This is a genomic window from Paenibacillus phocaeensis (assembly GCF_900021165.1).
Taxonomy (GTDB): Bacteria; Bacillota; Bacilli; order Paenibacillales; family Paenibacillaceae; genus Fontibacillus; species Fontibacillus phocaensis.
In genome coordinates, this window is record NZ_FCOQ01000022.1 from 17,110 (window position 1) to 38,917 (window position 21,808).

General features: G+C 54.0%; 19 protein-coding genes. 16 read left to right on the forward strand and 3 right to left on the reverse strand.

Going from position 1 to position 21,808, the window contains the following annotated elements:
• Positions 1-36: 36 nt before the first annotated feature.
• Both BN3795_RS15280 and BN3795_RS15285 read right to left on the reverse strand, forming a co-directional pair.
• On the reverse strand, positions 37-1,437 hold the full coding sequence (locus tag BN3795_RS15280) for a sensor histidine kinase (RefSeq protein ID WP_068785557.1): 1,401 nt from the start codon (positions 1,435-1,437) through the stop codon (positions 37-39).
• Positions 1,386-2,150 (reverse strand): response regulator transcription factor, encoded by a 765-nt coding sequence (locus BN3795_RS15285; protein WP_068785558.1) that lies wholly within the window; start codon positions 2,148-2,150, stop codon positions 1,386-1,388. The genes BN3795_RS15280 and BN3795_RS15285 overlap by 52 nt, the downstream gene beginning before the upstream one ends.
• Before the next feature lie 167 nt (positions 2,151-2,317).
• On the opposite strand from BN3795_RS15285, the gene BN3795_RS15290 reads away from it, so the two are divergent.
• The 16 genes from BN3795_RS15290 to BN3795_RS15365 all read left to right on the forward strand — a co-directional run bounded on the left by BN3795_RS15290 (position 2,318) and on the right by BN3795_RS15365 (position 21,048).
• Entirely contained in the window at positions 2,318-3,229 is a 912-nt protein-coding gene (locus BN3795_RS15290) for an ABC transporter ATP-binding protein (protein ID WP_068785559.1), read from the forward strand.
• The gene (locus BN3795_RS15295; protein ID WP_068785560.1) at positions 3,229-3,984 is read left to right on the forward strand and encodes an ABC transporter permease; all 756 of its coding nucleotides are present in this window, start codon (positions 3,229-3,231) and stop codon (positions 3,982-3,984) included. The genes BN3795_RS15290 and BN3795_RS15295 overlap by 1 nt, the downstream gene beginning before the upstream one ends.
• A 14-nt stretch (positions 3,985-3,998) precedes the next feature.
• Positions 3,999-4,733, forward strand: a complete 735-nt coding sequence (locus BN3795_RS15300; RefSeq protein ID WP_068785561.1) for an ABC transporter permease — start codon at positions 3,999-4,001, stop codon at positions 4,731-4,733.
• A 283-nt stretch (positions 4,734-5,016) separates the two neighbouring features.
• Positions 5,017-5,898, forward strand: a complete 882-nt coding sequence (locus BN3795_RS15305; protein ID WP_068785562.1) for a TraB/GumN family protein — start codon at positions 5,017-5,019, stop codon at positions 5,896-5,898.
• A 73-nt stretch (positions 5,899-5,971) separates the two neighbouring features.
• Entirely contained in the window at positions 5,972-9,085 is a 3,114-nt protein-coding gene (locus BN3795_RS15310; protein ID WP_232729943.1) for a hybrid sensor histidine kinase/response regulator, read from the forward strand.
• A gap of 159 nt (positions 9,086-9,244) precedes the next feature.
• The gene (locus BN3795_RS15315; RefSeq protein ID WP_068785564.1) at positions 9,245-9,709 is read left to right on the forward strand and encodes a DinB family protein; all 465 of its coding nucleotides are present in this window, start codon (positions 9,245-9,247) and stop codon (positions 9,707-9,709) included.
• A 595-nt stretch (positions 9,710-10,304) separates the two neighbouring features.
• Complete coding sequence (locus BN3795_RS15320) at positions 10,305-10,778, forward strand: hypothetical protein (RefSeq protein WP_068785565.1); 474 nt, start codon at positions 10,305-10,307, stop codon at positions 10,776-10,778.
• Positions 10,775-11,794 carry a CehA/McbA family metallohydrolase gene (locus tag BN3795_RS15325; protein WP_068785566.1) on the forward strand — a complete coding sequence of 340 codons (1,020 nt, stop codon included), beginning with the start codon at positions 10,775-10,777 and terminating at the stop codon, positions 11,792-11,794. Before BN3795_RS15320 ends, BN3795_RS15325 begins: the two co-directional genes overlap by 4 nt.
• 16 nt (positions 11,795-11,810) lie before the next feature.
• Positions 11,811-12,554, forward strand: a complete 744-nt coding sequence (locus BN3795_RS15330; RefSeq protein WP_068785567.1) for a glycerophosphodiester phosphodiesterase — start codon at positions 11,811-11,813, stop codon at positions 12,552-12,554.
• Positions 12,551-13,573, forward strand: coding sequence for a LacI family DNA-binding transcriptional regulator (locus BN3795_RS15335; protein ID WP_068785568.1), 1,023 nt, complete (start codon positions 12,551-12,553; stop codon positions 13,571-13,573). The genes BN3795_RS15330 and BN3795_RS15335 overlap by 4 nt, the downstream gene beginning before the upstream one ends.
• Before the next feature lie 18 nt (positions 13,574-13,591).
• Positions 13,592-14,416 carry an ABC transporter permease gene (locus BN3795_RS15340; RefSeq protein ID WP_068785569.1) on the forward strand — a complete coding sequence of 275 codons (825 nt, stop codon included), beginning with the start codon at positions 13,592-13,594 and terminating at the stop codon, positions 14,414-14,416.
• Between the two features lie 28 nt (positions 14,417-14,444).
• A complete protein-coding gene (locus BN3795_RS15345) occupies positions 14,445-15,485 on the forward strand; it encodes an ABC transporter ATP-binding protein (RefSeq protein WP_068785570.1) in 1,041 nt (346 codons plus the stop codon).
• A 15-nt stretch (positions 15,486-15,500) separates the two neighbouring features.
• The gene (locus tag BN3795_RS15350) at positions 15,501-16,685 is read left to right on the forward strand and encodes an extracellular solute-binding protein (protein ID WP_068785571.1); all 1,185 of its coding nucleotides are present in this window, start codon (positions 15,501-15,503) and stop codon (positions 16,683-16,685) included.
• Complete coding sequence (locus BN3795_RS15355; protein WP_068785572.1) at positions 16,682-17,521, forward strand: ABC transporter permease; 840 nt, start codon at positions 16,682-16,684, stop codon at positions 17,519-17,521. Before BN3795_RS15350 ends, BN3795_RS15355 begins: the two co-directional genes overlap by 4 nt.
• 126 nt (positions 17,522-17,647) lie before the next feature.
• Positions 17,648-18,922, forward strand: coding sequence for an MFS transporter (locus tag BN3795_RS15360; protein ID WP_068785573.1), 1,275 nt, complete (start codon positions 17,648-17,650; stop codon positions 18,920-18,922).
• 596 nt (positions 18,923-19,518) lie between these two features.
• On the forward strand, positions 19,519-21,048 hold the full coding sequence (locus BN3795_RS15365; protein ID WP_068785574.1) for an ABC-F family ATP-binding cassette domain-containing protein: 1,530 nt from the start codon (positions 19,519-19,521) through the stop codon (positions 21,046-21,048).
• Positions 21,049-21,080: 32 nt separating this feature from the next.
• Here BN3795_RS15365 and BN3795_RS15370 read toward each other — a convergent pair whose 3' ends face one another.
• A complete protein-coding gene (locus BN3795_RS15370; protein WP_068785575.1) occupies positions 21,081-21,791 on the reverse strand; it encodes a GT-D fold domain-containing glycosyltransferase in 711 nt (236 codons plus the stop codon).
• Positions 21,792-21,808: the final 17 nt, after the last annotated feature.

Sequence of the window (21,808 nt, forward strand, 5' to 3'; positions counted from 1 at the left end):
AGCTAAAAGATATATCGGTTGGCAGATGGACTATATTTATAGTCTAATAGAATTCTCTCTTAGAACAGGCAGCACTAGTTCGGCTTTAAATCCTGCTCCCGCCTCGCTTGTTAGAATCAAATGGCCCTGATGCGCTTTCGCAATCCTTGCATTCATCGGCAGCCCCAGTCCATGCCCGTTATGGCGAGGGTACTGTCTCTTGGCGGAGAAAGGCAGTTCCAATAAATCCGGAAGCAGATGAGCGGGAACGCCGTGTCCGTTATCCTCAACTATGATTCGGCTTGTCAGATGATTCGGATCCAAACCGACAGACAGCTTGATTTGGCATCCTTCGGGATTATGAGTAAGGCTATTTTGGACCAGATTGACAACAGCCCGCTCCAGCAGCCGCTCATCTGCCATCACTTGTACGCTCTCATCGCAGATTTCAACCTCCAGTGTGAAGTGTTCGTCGAGTCCTTGATTTAAAAAATCGGACGCGATTTGTCTGACCAAGGCCGCTGCCCGTATTGGCTTCTTATGCAGCGGCTGCATTTCATACTCCAGCATGGAAACAAGATTCAGGTCATGGATAAGTGAACGGAGCTTTTCCGCTTGCTTCCGGATTATTCCGGCCTGCTTTCTTTGTTCGGACGGCAGCGCGCGGTTTTCCTCCAGATCGCTTGCATGGCCCAGAACCATGGATAGCGGTGTTCGGATATCGTGCGAAATGCCGGCAATCCAGTTTGAGCGGGCCTCGTCCCGTTTTTTTAGAGAATCGTCCCGGTGACGGAGCAAGGCCGAAGCCTTGTTTACGCTTTGCGCAAGATTGGAAAGGATCCCCTTAGGCTCTACAAAAGCGCTCCTGTCGTCGGCAAGGGCCTGTATTCCCTGGGTCAACGGACGGATCGACCGGATTAATCGGCTGCCGATCGAGAGCGACAGCAATAAGGCAAGAGCCATATTCACCGCAAGGAGAATTAGCAGGCGAAGCGGAAACGATGAGACCCAATTCGTCGGAAGAATATGCTGATATTTGGCCAGACTGTGCTTCGGATATCCAATGACGATCAATCCGTCGCTGTGCTCCCATACAAATACGGGATAATCCGCTAAGAAGCTTTGCGTAAACTTGGCCACATCCGTTAAGGAGTACGATTCGGGAACATCTTCAGGCAGCTTATAACTCCATGTGACCTGCCCCGAGCTGTTAATCAGCATCGCCCATGCGTGATTTCGGTCCAGCAAACCGCTTGATTCGGAATTCAGGGCATAGTGCCCGGATGTCCGGTGCAGACCTTCCGTTACCTGTCGAACAACAGTGGAGGGAGACTGGACGATGTTCATTCCCTTAAGTACCCAAGCGCCCAAGAGAGTGAAATTCAAAATGAGCAGAAGGGCGGAGATCATGATGGTGGCGATGATGAATTGCCGTAAAATGCGGATGGATCCATCCATCGTTCATTCTCCTTCACCGTTAATTTGTAGCCCAGGCCCCGTATGGTCAATAAATAGACGGGATTGGACGGCATCGGTTCGATTTTTTCGCGTATGCGGCGGATATGCACCATAAGGGTGTTCTCGTACCCGAACAGATCGTCTCCCCAAGCGGCTTGGCATAAGGCGTCGCTGGTTACGATACGGTTCCGGTTCTCATAGAGCTTAAGCAGTAAAGTATGTTCCTTTGCGGTTAAAGAATATTCGGTCTCGCCATCGCGGACAATGCCTCCGTTAAGATTGATCGTACGCCCGCCTAGGTTGAAGACGGGATGTTCCTCCTGCACGGGCAGTGAATAGACTCGGCGCAAAACGGCCGTCAGGCGCAGCACCAGCTCCCGAGGCAAAAACGGCTTCACCATATAGTCATCCGCGCCAAGCCCGAGGCCCAGCAGCCGATCTTCGTCCTCGCCTCTTGCCGATAAGAACAGGATGGGGGTATCCGCCATATTTCTTATCTCGGGCAAAAGCGTAAAACCATCCCCATCCGGCAGCATGACGTCCAGAATGACGATGTCGGGCTTGATGGAGCGGCACGTGTCTATTGCCTCGCGGCAACTGGATGCCTGATAGATGCGCGAATAGCTGTCTTTGCGCAGAAAGTGCTCTATCATTTCTCTGATTTCACGTTCATCGTCTACAATAAGAATCTTCCTATTTCGGAGATCTTCCATTTCTTATTCACCCCCCTTGATTATACGTGATTATTCATCGATTCACCTAAGTCGCATCGCTTGATTCGAAGATTTAAGGCTGATGTAAGGTTGGCTTCAGGTTAAGGAAAGGTCTGCCCGATATACTCCTGTTATCACGAAAGTCGACATAGATAGGAGTAATTCATATGGGACCCATTGTATCCACAGTTAACCTTTCGAAGCGGTACGGCAACGAATACCGGGTCAAAAACGTAAATCTCTCGGTCCACGAAGGCGACATCTACGGGTTTCTTGGCCCTAACGGGGCCGGTAAATCAACAACGTTAAAGATGCTACTGGGATTAACCCGGCCGACCGAAGGCAAGGTCACTCTATTTGATAGGGATTTCGAAAAGAACCGCCGCCGCCTTCTGAGTCAAATCGGTTCGCTGATCGAATCGCCTTCGTATTACGGGCATCTCTCCGGACTGGAAAATTTGCGTGTCGTTCAGCGGCTGCGGGACGTGCCTGAAGCGAACGTAATGGAGGCGCTCAAGATCGTCCGGCTGGACAATCAAAAGGATAAGAAGGTGGGACAATATTCCCTGGGCATGAAACAGCGCTTAGGGATTGCCATGGCCTTGTTGCCGTTTCCGAAGCTTCTGATTCTCGACGAACCCACAAACGGCCTTGATCCTGCCGGTATCGGAGAAATCCGGGAACTTATTCAATCGTTGCCGCAGCGATTTGGAATCACTGTATTGATTTCCAGCCACTTATTGTCCGAAATCGAACAGATTGCGACCTCGGTAGGCATTATCAATGACGGTAAGATGATGTTTCAGGGCCGCATGGAAGAACTGCGGCGCCTCAGCCATTCCGCCATTCTGATCAAAACCCGGAATAATTTAATGGCTCGCGAACTCCTCGCCTCAAAAGGGTTTTCACCTGTCTTTCAGAAAGATTCCCTGGCGTTCAGAGGCATAACGGATGATATGGTGTCTCAAATTAACCGTTGCTTGGTTGAGTCAAATCTGGATGTCCTGCGCATTGAGGAACATACCAAGAACCTGGAAAGCATTTTTCTTGACATTACAGGGAAGGGGCGGAGCCTGTAGTGAAATCTGTCGGTCTGGAGTTTTACAAATTGCGCAACAAGCATATTTTTCTGATGATTCTGGCTTTTTTGACCGTCGAGATGCTCTGGGCGTTCACTGCAACTCAAATGGCCATTTCCCGAAACTCTCAGCATGGCGGTTGGCTGCCTCTGCTTATGACACTGGCCTCCATGAACGGTCTGTTTCTTCCTGTTCTTTCAGCGATATGCGTCTCCCGCATCTGTGATATGGAGCACAAAGGGAATACCTGGAAACTGCTGCTTTCGCTTTCCGTACCGCGGGGCAAGCTTTACGGCGCAAAATATGTTTGTGCCGCTATCCTCATGTTGGGAGCTTGCGTATTGCAAGTCCTTGCGGTTGCCGCGTTCGGCATCGTAAACGGGTTCGAGCAGCGGGTTCCTTTCGCGGAACTGCTCCAATTTCTATTCGGTGCCGTCTTGGCCAATATGGCGGTCATTGCGCTGCAGCAATGGGTATCGATGGCAATTAAAAATCAGGCTTTTGCGCTGTCTCTGGGCATGATCGGAGGCTTTATCGGTATGACGGCGGATTTGTTTCCCGTTGCCGTAAGAAGATTCTTATTATGGTCGTACTATACGGGAATGAGTCCTGTAACGCAAAGCTATGCTGACGAGGAAATTCACTTTGTAGGCAGAAGTGCGGGGGAACTCATCCCAACGGCGCTGTTGTTGGTTGCCGTGGGAATCGTTCTCTATACGGCGGGCAGCATCCACGTATCCCGACAGGAAGTTTGAGGAGGTTGTTTACGATGTTAAAACGATGTATTTCGGGGGAATGGATGAAGCTTCGCCATTCGCGAATCTGGATGATTCTGTTGCCGCTTCCGGTTCTGAGCGTGCTGATCGGCTGTGCCAACTTCTATATGAACAGGGCGGCGTTACAAAATGAATGGTACAGCTTGTGGTCCCAGGTTAGTCTGTTTTACGGAGAGTTTTTCTTTCCTGTCCTCATTGCGATTTGCTGCGCTTATATGTGCAGGCTGGAGCATTTCAACAAGAACTGGAATATGGTGATGACGGCGCCTGTCCCGACGGGCTACATTTTTCTCGCCAAGCTGGCGATGGTCGGCCTGCTTCTGGCTGTATCCCAGGGCTTCTTCTTCCTTCTATACTTCTGCGGGGGGAAGCTTATGGGCTTGCCCACGGCACTTCCGATGGAACTTCCCGGCTGGCTATTCAGAGGCTGGATGGCTTCGCTTGCCATCGGCGCCTTCCAACTGGCGCTGTCTCTGCGCGTGCGTAGCTTCGCGACTCCTGTCGGCATCGGCCTATGCGCATCTTTTCTTGGGTTGGGCATGTATGTGCTCCATTTCGGAATGCTGTTCCCGCATTCTCTACTGACCATTGGGATGGGGGTACTCAGCCAGAGCGGTCTTGCTTCGGCAGGGGATCACTTCCTATTTTTCGCAATGTGCCTAATGTATATCGCTCTCATCAGCCTGGTCGCCATACGCCGGATGCGGAACTCGGACGTCATGGCCTAAAATATAGACGGTATTGAAGTGAAGGTTGATCAGTTGGCGGCAGAAAGTCCTCACCGGCAGATGGAGACGGTTTATGAGTTGAAGGAAATGGGAACAAACAGGACTCGGCAACCTTTACTTTAGTTCGAGCAGATCATTCGGTACGCTCCATTTTGTGGTAATCTCATTCTGGATAGAATAACCCTGTCTTAAGGCTTAATAATGACGGGCGGGGAAAGCGGAATGGAGTGTAGATAACCGAGTGAAAAAAACAGCAACCCTTTTAGTATTGGCGGTATGTTTGATGCTGATGAGCGGAGTTCCCTCTCCGGCTCAAGCGAAGGAGCGGCAAACCAAGGCGATATGGGCTTGGGATTTCTATGAAGCCGCTTCGGACTCCAACAAAATCACGACTCTGTTGAAGTTCTTAAAGGAACAAGACATCAATTTGTTGTTTATCGGAACGAGCAAGACGCTGCCGGATCAGCCTGCGACTTACGAGGAACTGATTCGCAGAGCGCATGAGGAAGGGATTCGCGTCTTTGCGTTGGTCGGAAGAGCGGAGTGGGCTTTGGAGGGTCATCACCGCGAGGCGTTGGCGGAGCTTCAGGAGGTATTGTCGTTTAATGCTTCCCATCCGGACACCGTCTTTGACGGGATTCAGTTCGATATTGAGCCCCATGTTTTGCCGGAATACAAAACCAAGCGAGGTTCCGTAAGTTATCAATATCTACAGGTACTGAAGAAAATCGCCAAGGAGATCACCTCGAGCGGAGATCCTCTGGAGTTCAACGCGGCGATTCCTTGCTGGTACGCGACGGGGGAAACCCCGGTTATCGTTGAAACCGGCGGGGAGCGCAAACCGCTAAGCTATTTTGTATTGGACATCGTGGACACCGTATCCTTGATGGCTTATCGCGACACAGCCGACAGACAAATTCGCGCCTCTCTGGCCGAAGCTGATTATGCGGCGAAATTGGGCAAGAAGGTTTACATCGGCGCGGAGACCAGCCCGCCCAACGGCACCACGATCCTGAACGAAATTACCTACTATAACAAAGGCGCGGATTATATCAACCGGCAACTCAATTCGATCCGTTATTTTTATGCGAACCATGACGGGTTTGGAGGCATTGCCATTCATAACTACACCGCCTATAAAACCTTGATGAAGCAAAGCAACTGAGGACATTTGCTGCACGCCGGCCTTCCTGTCGAAATGAAGGAAATCCGGCGTTTTTTGTCGAATGGGTATTCTTATGATGAAAAGAAGAAAAATCGCAATGATTGTCGGCTTGTTTTTGCTGTTACTTACCGGGGTACGCCTCGCTTGGATTGACGCGCAGACGACTTCGACCCGAGTCAAAGCCGAAGAGGGGCGTTTGGACCTGCACCGGTGGATTCCTTCCGACAAACCGATTTTGTCCCTCGGCGGAGGGTGGAAGTTCTACCCGTCGCAACTGTTGACGCCCGACCTGTACGGCGCAATTGAACCGGAAGGGGGCGGCGAAACCGTAACGGTGCCCGGAAGCTGGAAGCGGGATTTATCGCCGCAGCGAAACTCCGCCTTCGGCTATGGGACGTATCGACTGCGCGTGTTGGTCCCGGAGGAAGGATTGCCGAAGCTGACCCTTCGCGTGCCGGGGCTATCTGCATCCTCGGCCTTGTACGTCAACGGCCGGCTGCTTGGCAACTCCGGTCATCCGGCGGATCGCGCTTCATCCTATACGGCCAGCAATGCGCCGTATTCCGTTACGTTCACAGCCGATCGCGGCGTTCTGGATCTCGTTCTGCAAGTCGCCAATTACGACGATCGCGTCATGGGCGGTCTGACGGAGCCGGTGAAACTCGGAACGGAACAAGCGATGCGCCGCGCTTATTGGTTCTCCGCCGGCTCGCAGGCGGCGATGTTCCTGCTGGCGATGATGCATGCCCTATATGCTTTCGTCCTGTACTTTATCGGTGCTCGTCAGAAGCCGCTTCTGCTCTTTTCCTTGTTGGCGCTTAGCGGGGCGGCGTCCGTTACTGTCGATCAGGAACGTCTGTTGTCAGCCTGGTTTGGCGTTGATTACGAAACGGGGTATAAGGTTTACTATCTGTCGTACCTGGGCACCGCTACGATGCTGCTGCAATATGTGAGAAGCTTGCTGCCCGGGTACCCGGTTCTTCGCCATTCCCGCTGGCACTTGGCCGTGTGCGGTGTTTTCGGGTTATGCGTTCTGGCGATGCCGGTCAGCATGTTCACTTATGCCGATGCATTGCATACGGCACTGATGCTGGTTGCTTTCGCGGCAGTCCCGGTCTTTCTCTATTTGGCGGTCCGAAGAGGCGTTCCCGACACGATTTATTTGCTGCTTGGAACCGTGGCCGTCGCGCTGAATCTCATTTGGGGAGTTATCAATTACACGCTGCTTCTCGATATCGGTTACTATCCTTTCGATATGTTGGCTATGTTCACCGCCTTTGCGTTGTATTGGTTTAAGCGGTATTTCCGCAACGCCGCCGAGACGACCAGACTGGCGAAACGGTTGCAGGAGGCCGACAAACTCAAGGACGAATTCCTGGTCCACACCTCGCACGAGTTGAGGAACCCGCTTCACGCGATTTTGAACATGGCCCAGACCGTGCTCGACAGCGGCGGGCGGTCCGATGAGGAAGCCAATCGTTCGCGCCTGAACTTACTGGTTTCGGTGGGGAGACGCATGTCGCTCCTTCTGAACGACTTGATCGACCTGACCCGGCTGCGGGAAAATCGGCTTCGATTAAAGCCGGCGCCTCTCCGCCTTCAATCGGCGGCCGCGGGCGTGCTGGACATGATCCGGTTTATGACCGACGGTAAGCCGATCAAGCTGGAGAACCGGATCCCGGATTCGCTGCCGCCGGTGCTGGCGGATGAGAACCGACTGGTGCAAATCATGTTCAATCTGTTGCATAATGCCGTCAAGTTTACGAAGGAGGGATTCGTTGCGATCGAAGCGGAGGTCGAAGGGGAGAAGGTGATCGTCCGCATTTTCGATACCGGGATCGGGATGGACCCAGCTACGGCGGACCGGATCTTCCAGCCTTACGAACAAGGCGCGGAGCAAACGGATACGAATGCGGCCGGGTTCGGACTGGGTCTTGCGATCACGAAGCAGCTGGTGGAGCTGCATCAGGGAGAGTTGTCGGTCAGCTCGACGCCGAACGTTGGCTCCGTGTTCCGGTTCACCTTGCCGGTGGCGCAACTGAACGGGGCCGCGGATACGGCGAATCCAGTCGCCGTTCTTCAGCCGAGCGAGGAGGAAGAGTCGCTTGATCGCGTCGAAACGGCCGCCGCCTCTCTGCCGGAAGCTTCCGCGCTTGCAGATCGCCCCCGCATTCTGGCCGTCGATGACGATCCGGTCAACCTGCGTGTGCTGACGAACGCGCTCGCTCCGGATCCATACGAGATCGTGACGGCAACGAGCGGCTCCGAGGCTTTGGCCCTTCTGAATTCCGGCGATTGGCAGTTGCTCGTCGCGGATGTGATGATGCCGGAAATGTCCGGTTATGAGGTCGCTCGAACGGTACGCTCGTTGTTTTCCCATTCCGAGTTGCCGATTCTGCTGCTTACGGCCCGATACCGGACGGAGGATATCGAAGCAGGGTTCCGGGCCGGAGCCAACGACTACATCGTCAAACCTGTCGACGCCCATGAACTAAGGGCCCGGGTGAAAGCTCTCACGGATGTGGCCAAGGCCGCGCGGGAACAGTCGCGTTTGGAAGCGGCCTGGCTGCAGGCCCAAATTCAGCCGCATTTTCTGTTCAATACGCTGAATTCCGTAGCCGCGCTCGTCGAAATCGATCCCGACCGCATGCGCAACCTGCTGTTGGCGTTCAGCGATTACTTGCGGGCCAGCTTCGATTTCGCCAACCTGGAACGGCTGGTACCGCTGCGGAAGGAGCTGGAGCTGGTGCGAGCTTATCTATATATCGAGAAGGAGCGTTTCGGCGACCGGCTACAAGTGGAGTGGGAGACGGACGTCCGGCTCGAATTGCACGTCCCGCCGCTATCCGTGCAGCCCTTGGTGGAGAATGCGGTCCGGCATGGCCTGCTCGGGCGCATCCGGGGAGGCACCGTTCGAGTCCGGGTGCGCGATTTAGGGAACGGCGCGGAAATAGCCGTCGAGGATAACGGGATCGGCATGGACCCCGAAACGCAGAGGCGGGCTTTGAACCCGGAAGAGCCGCTCGGCATAAAATCGGGCGTTGGCCTGGCCAACACCGACCGCCGTTTGAAGCAGCTTTTCGGGAACGGCCTGCAATTTCAAAGCGCGCCCGGACAGGGAACGACCGTTTCCTTTGTCGTCCCCAAAGTGACCGCCAAACGAACCGGCGAGTCCCCGGAACGGTAGCTAACTTTTAGGAGCCCGCATTCGATGCGGGCTCCGCGTTTTACTTCGATGTTCCAGGCCGGAAGCGAATTAATGTAAAAAAACGGACAATAAACACGAACATACATTCCTTTGTTTTGTGATATGATTTTTTTAAATTACGGCATGGGGAGGAAAGAGATGAAGCAAAAGTTGATTGCCGAATTAGGTGAATTTTTGACCTTTGTTGAAGCATTGGACGGCTTAAGCGATGAAGTTTGGTTCTCGCCATTAAGCGAAGGAAAATGGAGCATCCACGATATCATCATCCATGTTATGAAATGGGACGAGTACTTTAACGAGGTTACGTTTCCGCTTTTAGCCGAGAATGGGGCTCCGGAATTAACGGAGCATCCGGACTATTTGGGATACAATGAGCAATCCGTCCTTTATGGGAAGGGCAAAACCAAGCGGGAAGCGGTGGAAGAAACGATAGGGAACCGCCGGCTTTTGTTGGATCAACTGGATAGGTTGGAGGAGCGCAAGTTCACGATGGTTTATCCGGGCGAACGAGGATTTACGTTGGAGACTTACCTTAGGACATTTTTTATTTCTCACGACAAACACCATATAGGTCAGATCCGGGATTATTTAGAAACAAATTAACGGCGTTGCGAGGGTTACTACCTTCGTAACGCCGTTTTCCCTTTTTTGCAACCTGTCGGATATAGCGCGCGATTGAGCAAGTAAATCAGGCGGTTTATGAGACGAAATGTAAAAGTGCATCTCATTTCGCGCCATTTCTCATTTCCAGACGTGTGTAATGCAAAAGTACATTTGATAAAGGAGTAAATGGAAAATTATAGTAAATATAACGAGAATGAGATGCACTTTTGCACTCGAACCGGTGTGAACGCCGATTTAGATGAAATTCACCTGCACTTTTACATTTCGTAGTACTTGCCCGTGATGGACCGGCGTGAATCGGACCCAGCCCAGGCTCATGTCCAGGCTCAGTCCAAGCTCAGTCCAAGCTCATGTCCAAGCTCAGTCTAAACTCAGCCCTAGCTCAGTCCAACCCCTAGCCTTCCTAATCCGAGGTCAACATTGTTTCCTTTACCGGCTTTTTCATTTACAGAAGATTAACACGCGGATGATACCGCCTTGATGTTCACTCTGTAAGATGAGAAACATGTGGGACCGTTCCCAGCCGGGAATGCTTCCGTTATACGGAGACTCAAGTGAAGGAGGGTGAGCAAATTTGCTGGTTCTGGACATGAAAGGACGCGTTGCGCCTGAGGATTCCAAAACCCATGTCCGCATTCCGTTTCAGATTGATCAGGGTTGCAGCGTGCTGCAACTGCGGTTCGAATATGGGCCGAAAGTGCTCGAAGATCGAGAACGGTCTCTGCAGTTGTTGCAGCAAAGTTTCGAATTCTATTTGCTGCCGGAACAAAGGGAGTCCGCGTTAGCCCAGGCAGACAGTTATTTGCCGCTGAAAAACCTGATCACGCTCTCGCTCGACGATCCGACCGGCTATCGCGGGGCTTGCCACCGTCATGACCCCGTGCAGGAGCTGGCGCTCTCGGCAGGCCAGGCTTCGCCCGGACTCCTGCCGGGGCCCCTTCCCGCGGGAGATTGGCGGATTACGTTAAGCATTCACTGCATCGTGACCGAAGCTTGCGAGTATCAGTTGCAAATCCGGACACATGGAAAGGAGCTGGAAGCGAGATGAGGTGGCTGGCTTGCGAACTGCATACGCATACGCTGCACAGCGACGGCGTTCAGACGCTGGATGAGTTGGCCGCAGGAGCGGCGAAGCTCGGATTTGATGCGATCGCCCTGACGGACCATAACACGATGTCCGGGCTAGCCGGGAAGGAGGATGTCGCCAGCCGGCACGAGCTGTTGATCGTGCCCGGTATGGAGTGGACGACCTTCCACGGGCATATGGTCACGATCGGGTTAAGTGAATATGCCGACTGGCGGGAAGCCGAGCGCAGCCGGATTGAGGAAGGGATCCGAGCGGTCCATCGGCTTGGAGGGATCGCCGGCTTGGCCCATCCGTTCCGGATCGGGAGTCCAGCGTGTACCGGCTGCTATTGGGAATACGAGCTGCGGGACGGGGCTGTCGTCGACTATGTCGAGGTCTGGTCCGGAACGTTCGCCCCGATTCGCACCAACAATCGGCGAGCCTATGCCTGGTGGACCGACAAGCTGAACGAAGGTTGGCGAATCTCCGCGACATCGGGCCGGGATTGGCATGCGCAGACGGATACGGATGAACCGCTGTCCGTTACGTATCTTGGCATCCCGGATGGCGAGCACCCGACAGAGGCGCATCTGGTCAGCGCGCTTCGGGAAGGGAGGGCCACGGTGACGGTAGGTCCGCTACTGTTGCTGTCCGTAAGGATCGGCGGCCAAAGTTACGGCCTCGGCTCCGTGATCCCGTCCCCGTTGCATGCGGAAGATCAGGGGGAGCTGCTCGCCAACATCACGATCGACTTCTCGGTCAGGCCAGGATTATGGTCCTTGCCCGAACAAACCCTCAAGCTCATTTTATGCTCCGACCGCGGCCAGGAACTGGATCTGGAGGTAACGTGGAGCAAGACGATCTCGGACGAACCGCTCTGTATAGCCGGATTAACGGTTCCGCGCGGACCGAGAACCTGGCTGCGAGCCGAGCTATGGGGCCTGGTGCACGGCGTCCATGCGTTAATTGCTTTTACCAACCCGGTGTATTTCGATTAAGGAGGTATTTCATGGCATGAATCCATTTCCCCTTGTGACTGCTCACACCGGATGCATGGGCTGTCCGGATCATTCCCTGGCTTCCCTGCGCGCCGCATTAGCTGCTGGCGCAGATATCTATGAGGATGATATCCAGGTCACCCGGGATGGGCGGCTTGTCCTGGCCCATGACGACGAAGTATCCCTGACGGGGGGACAGCAGGGCAGGATATCGGAGTTGACGCTGGCGGAACTGGACGAACAATCGGCGGAGGAACGGATTCGGCCGGAAGCCGTGTTGCGCTGGATGAAGAAAACCGGAAGAACGATGAACCTGGACATCAAATCCGCTGCTTGCTTGGAGCCGGCGGCTGCGATGCTGGTCCGGTTGGAGATGACGGATCAAGCCTTCTTCAGCGGTTGCGAATACGCGCTTGCGCTGGAAGCCGATCGCATCGCCCGGCAAATTCGCAAGCTGCTGAATGTAAACATCGACAGCTTCCTGACTAGCCCCTATAGCGATGCGGTTGCCAGAGCGTGTGATGAAGGCCGTTCGGCGAGATGTTTGGGTTTAAACGTTCCGTACAAGTTAGTTCGTCCGGAGCTCCTGGTTGCTGCGCGACAAGCGGGACTGGCGGTATACGTTTGGACCGTTTCAGATCCTGCCGACATGCGCCGGTTGGCCGGCATGGGGGTCGATTCAATAACGACCCGCGATGTGACTGCGCTTCTGGCGGTGAAAGCCGATGCGAATCCCAATGAAGGGGGGAGTCCGCGTTGAGTCACAAGCCCAACCATGGCTTGCGGGAGTTAGCCCAGTTGGCGGGGGTGTCCAAGTCCACGGCCTCCAGGGTCATCTCCGGCAACGGGTATGCCAGCCCCGAGGTGAAGGCACGCGTGCTGCAAGCGGCAGAAGCGCTCCGTTATAAGCCGAATGCCGTTGCCCGGGCCATGGTGACCAAGCGGACGAACAACCTGGGCGTCATCGTATTCCGCGACCAGCCGCCGATTGTCTCGCATCCGTTGTACGGCAAAATGATTGACGAAATCCTCGTAGCCTCGGAAGCGCGCGGTTATTCCGTCTTCCTGAAAACGGACCGGGAGATGAGTCTGCGCTCCACCGATTACTTGCTGGAACAGCGAGTGGACGGACTGATTCTGGTCAGCCGGCTGCAGAAGAACGTGATTGATTATGTCAAGAAATTCAATCTGCCTTACCTGATGGTCAACGGCTCGACCGACGACCCTGACGTCATCCATCTGGTCAGCAACGATGAAGCCGGCGGCGCACGGGCGGCCGACTACTTGTATGGGCTCGGGCATCGCAAATTTCTAATCCTTGCCGGTCCGGTCGAGCATCGCAGCCATTCGCTGCGTTTGGCGGGATTCACTCGCCGCCTGGAGCAGTTGGGCATTTGTTCGTGCTCCGATGCTGTGAGCATCGTTCCCTCACCAGAATCCAGCTTTAACTACGGGTTCAAGCGGATGGAGGAGCACTACCTGGCGTTTCGGGATCAGGGTTATACCGCCTTATTCACGACGAATGACATGCTGGCGCTTGGGGCGATGAAGCTGCTGCTGGATCGCGGAGTTCGAATTCCGCAGGAGGCGGCGGTGATGGGCTACGACGACATTGAGCTTGGCAAGCTGTATACGCCGTCGTTGTCTACGGTCAGCGTCGATGCGACCGGCATCGGCAGAGACGCAGTTGACATGCTGGACAAGCTGATCCGCGGTCAGACGGATTTGCCGAAGCGGGTGGAATACGAAAGCCGTGTCGTTATCCGCCAATCAACCTAAAGGAAGGGAGTGACCCGAATGTTATGGTACTGGAAAAAGGTGGGGGCAAAAAGGATCATCGAGTTTGGGCTGCTGACGATTTTTGCGGTATTTTTCGCCGGCCCGCTCTTGAATCTGCTCGTGCTCGCCTTCAGTGAGAAGTGGAGTTATCCGGATGTATTGCCCGAGGCTTGGGGATTCAAATGGTGGAATTTCGTTCTGGCGAAGGACGATATCGTCTCCTCCATCTCGTTGTCATTCTTGATCGCGGCGATCGTGACGGCCTTATCGATCGTCATCTGTATTCCGGCGGCCTATGCGTTCGCCAGACTCCAGTTCCCGCTAAAGCGGATGTTTCTGTTCTCGTTCCTGCTGACGCACGCGTTCCCGAAGATGGGGCTGTACGTCTCAATTGCAGTACTGTTCTACCGGATCGGTCTTATGAACACGTTACTGGGCGTCGTATTGATTCACATGATTAACGTACTGATGTTCATGACCTGGATTCCGACGGCCGCGTTCCGCAACGTGCACCGGGCCCAGGAAGAATCCGCCCGAGACGTAGGGGCCAGTCCGTTTCGAGTATTCCGCAGTATCACCCTGCCGATGGCGATGCCCGGCATTATGGTCGCCTCGGTCTTTACGTTCCTGAACTCGCTGGATGAAGCGCAGGGGACCTTCCTCGTCGGCATTCCTGATTTCAAGACGATGCCGGTTGTGATGTATTCCATTATTTCGGATTTTCCGAGCAGCGCCGGCGCGGTGTTCTCCATCATCCTGACCTTGCCGACGATCCTGCTGCTGGTCGCCGCGCAGCGACTGGTCAGCGCCGATGTGCTCGCCAGCGGATTCCAAACGAAATAAGCATTTTTCAAGAGAAGGGGGCAGCAAAATGCAGTTGGCGGTACGTGATTTAACGAAACGCTACAAGACGGGAGACGGAGTCAGCCACATTCATCTGACGGTGGAACGAGGCGAGCTTGTTACGCTGCTTGGTCCTTCGGGCTGCGGCAAAACGACGGTACTGCGTAGCATCGGCGGTTTTCTCGAGCCGGATTCAGGCGACATCCTGATCGAAGGCCAAAGTGTGATCGGACTGCCGCCCGAGAAGCGCCCGACCTCGATGGTCTTCCAAAGTTATAATCTCTGGTCGCACATGTCCGTATTTGACAACCTCGCCTTCGGGCTTAAAATCCGCAAGATGCCAAAGACCGAAATACGCGCTGCGGTCGCCGATGCGCTCAAGCTGGTCCGGTTGTCGGGGTACGAGAAGAAGTACCCGGCCGAATTGTCGGGCGGCCAGCAACAACGTGTTGCCCTGGCCCGGTCTCTGCTGCTCAAGCCGTCGGTCTTGCTGCTGGACGAGCCGTTTTCGGCGCTTGATGCCAAGCTGCGGCACGAAATGCGCGAGGAGCTTCGCGAAATTCAGATGCAAACCGGCCTCACGATGGTATTTGTTACGCATGACCAGGAGGAGGCCTTATCGCTCTCTGATCGCATCGTGGTGATGAATCACGGGCGTATTGAACAGATTGCCGGTCCGCAGCAGATCTACGATACGCCCGAGTCTCTATATGTAGCCGGCTTTATCGGCAAAATGAATTTTTTGGAGGGGGTGGCAGATGAAACGAGCATTCGGATCGGCGAGCTCCGGTTTCCGAACGAGAAGCGGCTCAGCGGCCGGATAACCGCGGCGATCCGGCCGGAAGACGTAATCTTGGGCGAATTAGCGGAGAGTGGAGAGAGGTTGGAAGGGAAGATCAAGCAGGTGATGGTGCTTGGGCATTACGCCGAGGTGACCGTCGAGTTGGCCGGATGGGGGACGCTGCGGACGTTCCAATCGAAGGAAGCAACGCAGCGCTTATCTATCGGCAAGGAAGTTGGCGTCAAGATCGTCAAATTGATCGGGTTTCCGTCAGGCGAACCCCAATAAGGGAGGATAAACGAAATGCGATCCAAAAAACCATGGTTAACTCTTTTGTCTACCGCATTAATCACGATGACAGTGCTTGCTGGTTGCGGCGGCGGAGCCGGAAACGGGGCGGCGACAAATGCGGCATCCGCAGGTGAATCGACGGCAGCTCCGGCAGCCGCCAGCGCGCCGGTGAAATTTAACTTCTATTTTACGGGTTCGCAGAACGTTAAGGATCTATGGGATACCCTGGTTCCCATGTTCGAGAAGCAAAACGATCAAGTGGATGTGAACCTGGTGTATATTCCGTCGGGGACCGGCGCAGAGCCGACCTACGACCGCATCTTGGCCGCGAAGCAAGCCGGCAAAGGCTCAGGCGACATCGATCTGTACGAGGACGGCATCGGTGTGGTTGCGCAAGGCACCAAGGACGGAGTGTGGCAGCAATTGGATACGAATGCGATCCCCAACCTGGCGAAGGTGAATGCCGATACGATGAAGGATGTGGACCATTACGCGATTCCTTATCGATCCTCCGCCGTCGTTCTGGCTTACGACAGCACGAAAGTGACCAACCCGCCGAAGACATTGGACGAGCTGCTTACCTGGATTAAGGAACACCCGGGGCAATTTGCCTATAACGACCCCTCCACCGGCGGTTCCGGCAGTTCGTTTGTGCAAACGGTCATCTATAAAGATCTTCCGGAAGAGGATATCCACAATGCCGATCCCTCTGTCATGAGCCAATGGGAACCCGGGTTCCAGACGCTCAAAGAGCTGGGGCAATACGTCTACGGCGACGGCATTTACCCTAAGAAAAATCAAGGCACGCTGGATCTCCTGATGAACGGTGAAGTTGCATTGATTCCGGCATGGTCGGACATGGTCCTGCAGCAACTCAACGAAGGCCTGCTGCCCGATACGATTAAAATGCAGCAAATTACGCCCGGCTTCAACGGCGGCCCGACCTATCTGATGGTGAACGGGGAATCCGAGAAGAAAGAGGCAATTTATCAGTTCCTGGAGTTCGTCTTGTCGCCGGAAGCCCAAACCGTTATTGTGGAGAAAATGAACGGGTTCCCCGGCATCGAGTTGGCGAATATGCCGCAGGAAATGCAAGACAAGTTCAAAGGGGTTGCCGAGGGCTTCCGAACCTTCAACATTGGGGATCTCGGCACTGAAATCAACAAACGCTGGCAGAGCGAAGTTGCTGCGCAATGAGGAAGGAATGGAAGCAAGCGATGGCGGGGCTGGCGATGGTCCTCCCCTCCTTCGCAATTCTGCTGATCGTCGTCATCATCCCGATTATCCAATCCTTCTTTCTGAGCCTCACGAACGAGACAGGGGGGATGGATTTAAGCCGTTACCATTACCTCTTTGCTGATAAGGGGATGAGGACAAACCTCCTGTTCACTCTGCGGATTACATTGATCACCTGCGCGCTTGTGCTGCTCGTCAGCTACACGCTCGCAGTATACATGCGCTTCAATCAGGGACCGATCGTTGAGCTGATCCGGAAAACCTATATGATCCCCTTATTTATCCCGGGGGTCATCGCGACCTATGGACTGATCAATCTGCTGGGTAATCACGGATGGCTCGCACGTCTGCTCGCCCAGATCGGCCTTACGCTGCCGCGGATCATTTTCGACGAGAAAGGGATTATCCTCGCGAATCTCTGGTTTAACATCCCGTTTACGACCATGCTGCTCAGCTCCGCGCTGGCCGGGATTCCCTCGTCGGTCATCGAAAGTGCGAAAGACGTTGGCGCGGGGAGATTCCGATTGTTTGCCCGGTTTATTTTCCCGCTTTCCTACAAAACGTTCCTCGTTGCCCTGACCTTCGTGTTCATGGGGGTGATCGGCTCGTTTACAGCCCCGTTCCTGCTGGGCGCCAACTCGCCGCAGATGCTGGGCGTTTCCATGCAGCAGGTGTTCAGCGTCTTTCAGGAGCGCGAGCAAGCGGCGGCGATGGCGTTCTTTTCCTTCTTGCTGTGTTCGGTGCTTGGGGCATTTTATATCCGCTCGATGGCCAAGGAAGAGAACGTCAAAATATAGAGGATCGCCGCCCCCACTTCACCCCGATGCGGGGTTCTTTTTTGTTTATATTCAACTCTTCCATTGATTCGGAGTTTAAGTTCATTTAAAGTATAATAAAATTGAAATTTACATAATCGAGAGGGGATGGCCGTGAATAACGCAGACAGGTCAATTCATTCAGCACCAAAGGAGCCGTGGAGAAGGAATATCATCCTTTTCCTGAGCAGCCAAACCATATCCTTATTTGGTTCTTCGCTGGTGCAATATGCAATCATGTGGTACATCACGCTGAATACCCAATCGGGGATCATGATGACGTTGTACATCATCTGCGGTTTTATCCCGACGTTTCTTCTATCCCCGGTGGCGGGCGTATGGGCGGACCGCTACAATCGGAAGGTGCTCATCATGCTGGCAGACGGCATGATCGCGTTGGCTACGCTCATCATGGCGCTTCTGTTCCTGACAGGCTATAAGGAAGCTTGGCTGCTCTTCGCCATCTCTGCAATCCGGGCGCTTGGCTCTGGCGTACAGACGCCGGCGGTAGGGGCAATACTGCCGCAGATCGTTCCCTCGGACCGCTTAACCAAGGTGAACGGGATCAACGGAAGCATTCAAGCTGTGATTATGTTTGTCTCGCCGATTGTCAGCGCTGCGTTGCTAACAGTAGCCACGCTTGAGACCATCTTCTTTATCGATGTGGTTACGGCAGCGATTGCCATTTTGACGCTGCTGCTTTATTTTCGAATCCCCTCGCATCCCAAAGCTTCTGACCAATCGGCGTCCAGCTATTTCAACGACTTGAAAGAGGGATTGGCTTATATACGCAGACAAGCCTATTTGAAATCCTTTTTTGCATTCTTGGCGGTGTTCTTTATTCTGATGGCGCCGGCCGCCTTTCTAACCCCGCTTCAGGTTACCCGCAGCTTCGGCGATGAGGTGTGGCGGCTCACTGCGATCGAAATCGCCTTTTCTGTCGGGATGATGGCGGGAGGGGGATTAATTGCGGCATGGGGCGGATTCCGGAACAAGGTTCACACGATGACTTTGGCCACCGTTCTGATGGGGGCGTGTACCCTCTTGCTTGGTGTCGTTCCCGTATTTTGGATCTATCTGGTATTTATGGCCGTGTTCGGCGTGGCCATGCCGGGATTTAACACACCAACCATGACGATGATTCAGGAAAAGGTAGATGAGAACTATCTGGGCCGCATCTTTGGCGTATTCAGCATGATCTCCACGTCCATGATGCCGCTTGGGATGCTGATTTTCGGTCCCATCGCCGACGCCGTACCGATTGAATGGGTGTTGATCGGTACGGGGCTTCTGATTCTGTTCCTGTCGATCTTTCTCGGAAGGAACCCAGCGTTGCTGGAGGCAGGCAAACCGAAGGTGCAGGAATCCATCGGTGAAATCTAGAGGAGGGCAGGATCCCGTCAGGGACCTGCCTTTTATCATGGTCGTCCCGGAGATTGTGTTGTGATCGCGGGGAGAGGTCATGAGACGCATCTGATCGTGAAGGATCAGCGGATTCCTTTTGACGACCGGCAAGTGATATGGGAAGAGCTGGCGTCCAGAACGAACCTTTCAGTTCCAGAAATTTGAGTGAATGACAAGGTTGAAGTCAATAGGCGTGAAAATGTTGAACCTTTATGTTAAAATGAAGTGGATTTGAGGAAAAAGGAAGGTGCATTCATGATTTACCTCCAAAATGGCAAGCTCGTTAGGGAACTTCGCTCCGTACAAATGTCCAGGATGAAGCATTGTGCGGAGCTTAATCGGGAAGCTTAGCTTCCTGCATTCATCGGTTGAAAGCACGGTACTTGGCAGCATAGGGGAGACCTAGGCTTATTTAAGTACAGCTTTGAACCGGGAATGCTTAGATTAGAGGGCCAAGGACAATGTTTTGTCCTTGGTCCTTTGTGTTTTTTGGGGTTCCCCTAAGCAGAGGACCGGCGCTACTTGCGCCTGTTTCTCTGCTTTTTTTATGATTTGAAAGAGAAGAGGGATTTGACATGAGTTTATTGGAAATGAACGAAATCACCCATCGATTTGGGGATAAGGAATTGTACCGCGGAGCTTCCCTGGAATTGCATCCAGGTGAGCACATGGGACTAGTCGGTCAAAATGGAGCGGGGAAGAGCACGTTGATCCGCATGTTGACCGGCGAGGTTATTCCAGATCAAGGACGGATCAAGTGGAAGCCGCGGCTGCGTCTGGGTCATCTGGATCAATATGCCCGAATCCCGGGGACGGTATCGATCCGGGAATACATGAAGACGGCGTTCGATGAGCTTTATGCCCTGGAACGGAAAATGACGGAGATTTATCAAGAGGTCGCGAAGACCGGGGACGAGAGCAAGCTGAAGCAGGCGGCGTTATGCCAGGAGAGGCTGGAGGCCGGGGATTTTTACGGGATTGAAAGCCGGATCGATCAGACCGCAACGGGATTAGGGATTCAAGCGATGGGAATGGAGCGTCCAATGTCGGAGTTAAGCGGCGGACAGAGGGCGCGGGTCATCTTGGCCAAGCTGTTGCTGGAGGAACCGGACGTGCTGCTGCTTGATGAGCCCACCAATTTTCTGGACCGGGAGCATGTAGATTGGCTGGCCGGTGCGCTGGCGGCATTCCGCGGAGCCTTCGTCGTCGTGTCTCATAACGCTGCGTTCCTGCAAAGCGTGACGACGTGCATTTGCGACATCGAGTTCGGGACGATCCGGAAATACCCGGGCAGTTACAATGATTTCCTGCGGCAGAAGGAGCATCTGCGACGCGATTATGAACGGCGTTATGAAGCGCAGCAGAAGAAAATTGAGGCTACGGAAAGCTTTATTCGCAAAAATATCGCCGGTGTCAACAGCAAAATCGCCCAGGGTCGCCGCAAACAGCTGGAGCGGATGGAGCGAATCAATCCTCCAGGCCGAACGTCTTCGCCGGTATTCCGGTTTCAGGAACTGCCCCCGCCCGGACGGGTTGCACTGGAGACCAGGCGACTTGCGGTTGGATATGGACGGCCGCTGCTGTCACCGCTTAGTTTTGAAGTGCAGGGCGGAGAGAAGCTGGTCATTTCGGGTTTCAACGGGATCGGCAAATCGACGCTGCTAAATACCTTGGTGCGAAAACTGCCTCCTCTGGCAGGGGAATATCGCTTTGCGGACAGGGTGCGTATTGGTTATTTCGAGCAGAACCTCATTTGGGAGGATCCGACCTTAACGCCAATCGAATATCTCACTGGTTATCGGCCCGATTTGGACGGCAAGACCATCCGCAGACATTTGGCTCACTGCGGCGTTCCCCATACGTTGGCTGTACGGGCGATCGGAACGTTGAGCGGCGGGGAGCAGTCGAAAGTTAAATTATGCCGGTTGCTGCTGACTCCCTGCAATTTTCTGATTTTGGACGAACCCACCAATCATTTGGATCAGGAAGCCAAGGAAGCGCTCCGCCAGGCTTTAATCGGGTTTCAAGGCAGTGTACTGCTCGTTTCCCACGAACATTCCTTCTACGAAGCTTGGGCGGATCGCGTCATGCGGATCGGGAAATAAGCGGATATCTCATGAACAAAGGCGCCCTCATCTTAATTGGGGCGCCCTTTTAGAATAATATTGTTCGCTTTGCCCATATCGAGGGCTACCTTGCCTGTCAACGCCGCAATTTGTTCGGCCAGAACCACCGCGTTGACTCCGCAGGAGATGAAGGCGACATCAAAGCTGTCCTTGTGGGAAGCGATCCATTTTATCGTACTGCGGTAATCCTGCCATTGGCTGAAGGGGAGGGCATGAACAACCTTTTGTTTGTAGGGCTCCTTTTCGAGCATTTCCTTAATAAGCTGGGCTTCTCGCGTAATAACGAGGATTCTCCGACCCGATAAGACGGACCAGAATTCCGTCATCCGGGCCAGTTCCCGATTCACGCCGGCATGACATACCCTCGCCGGCCGGAGTTTGTAATGGGCGAATATTTGATCCGTTAGCGGTCTTTTCAAATAACTCGGCGCGTTGATCGTATCGTCGCCTGCGGGCAGAATTCCGACGACGGAAGCCCTCCGGACCGAAGAGACCAGGGCATTGCGGAGCGGCAGATTCGGCAGGGTAACCCCTTTTTCGCCGCGGTTGGCTTTGATCGCCCACCTTTCCTGCAGCACTTTCGAGATTGGCCAGACCTCATGCTGAGACATCACCAAGTTCTCGCCGTCGCCGATTCGCACCAGCGAGAAAGGCTTCCGGTCCTTAACGGCATCCTCGATATGCCGCAGCAAGTCCCGGGTTTCCAGATAAATTTGTTGCATCGAAGTTTTCCTTCCTT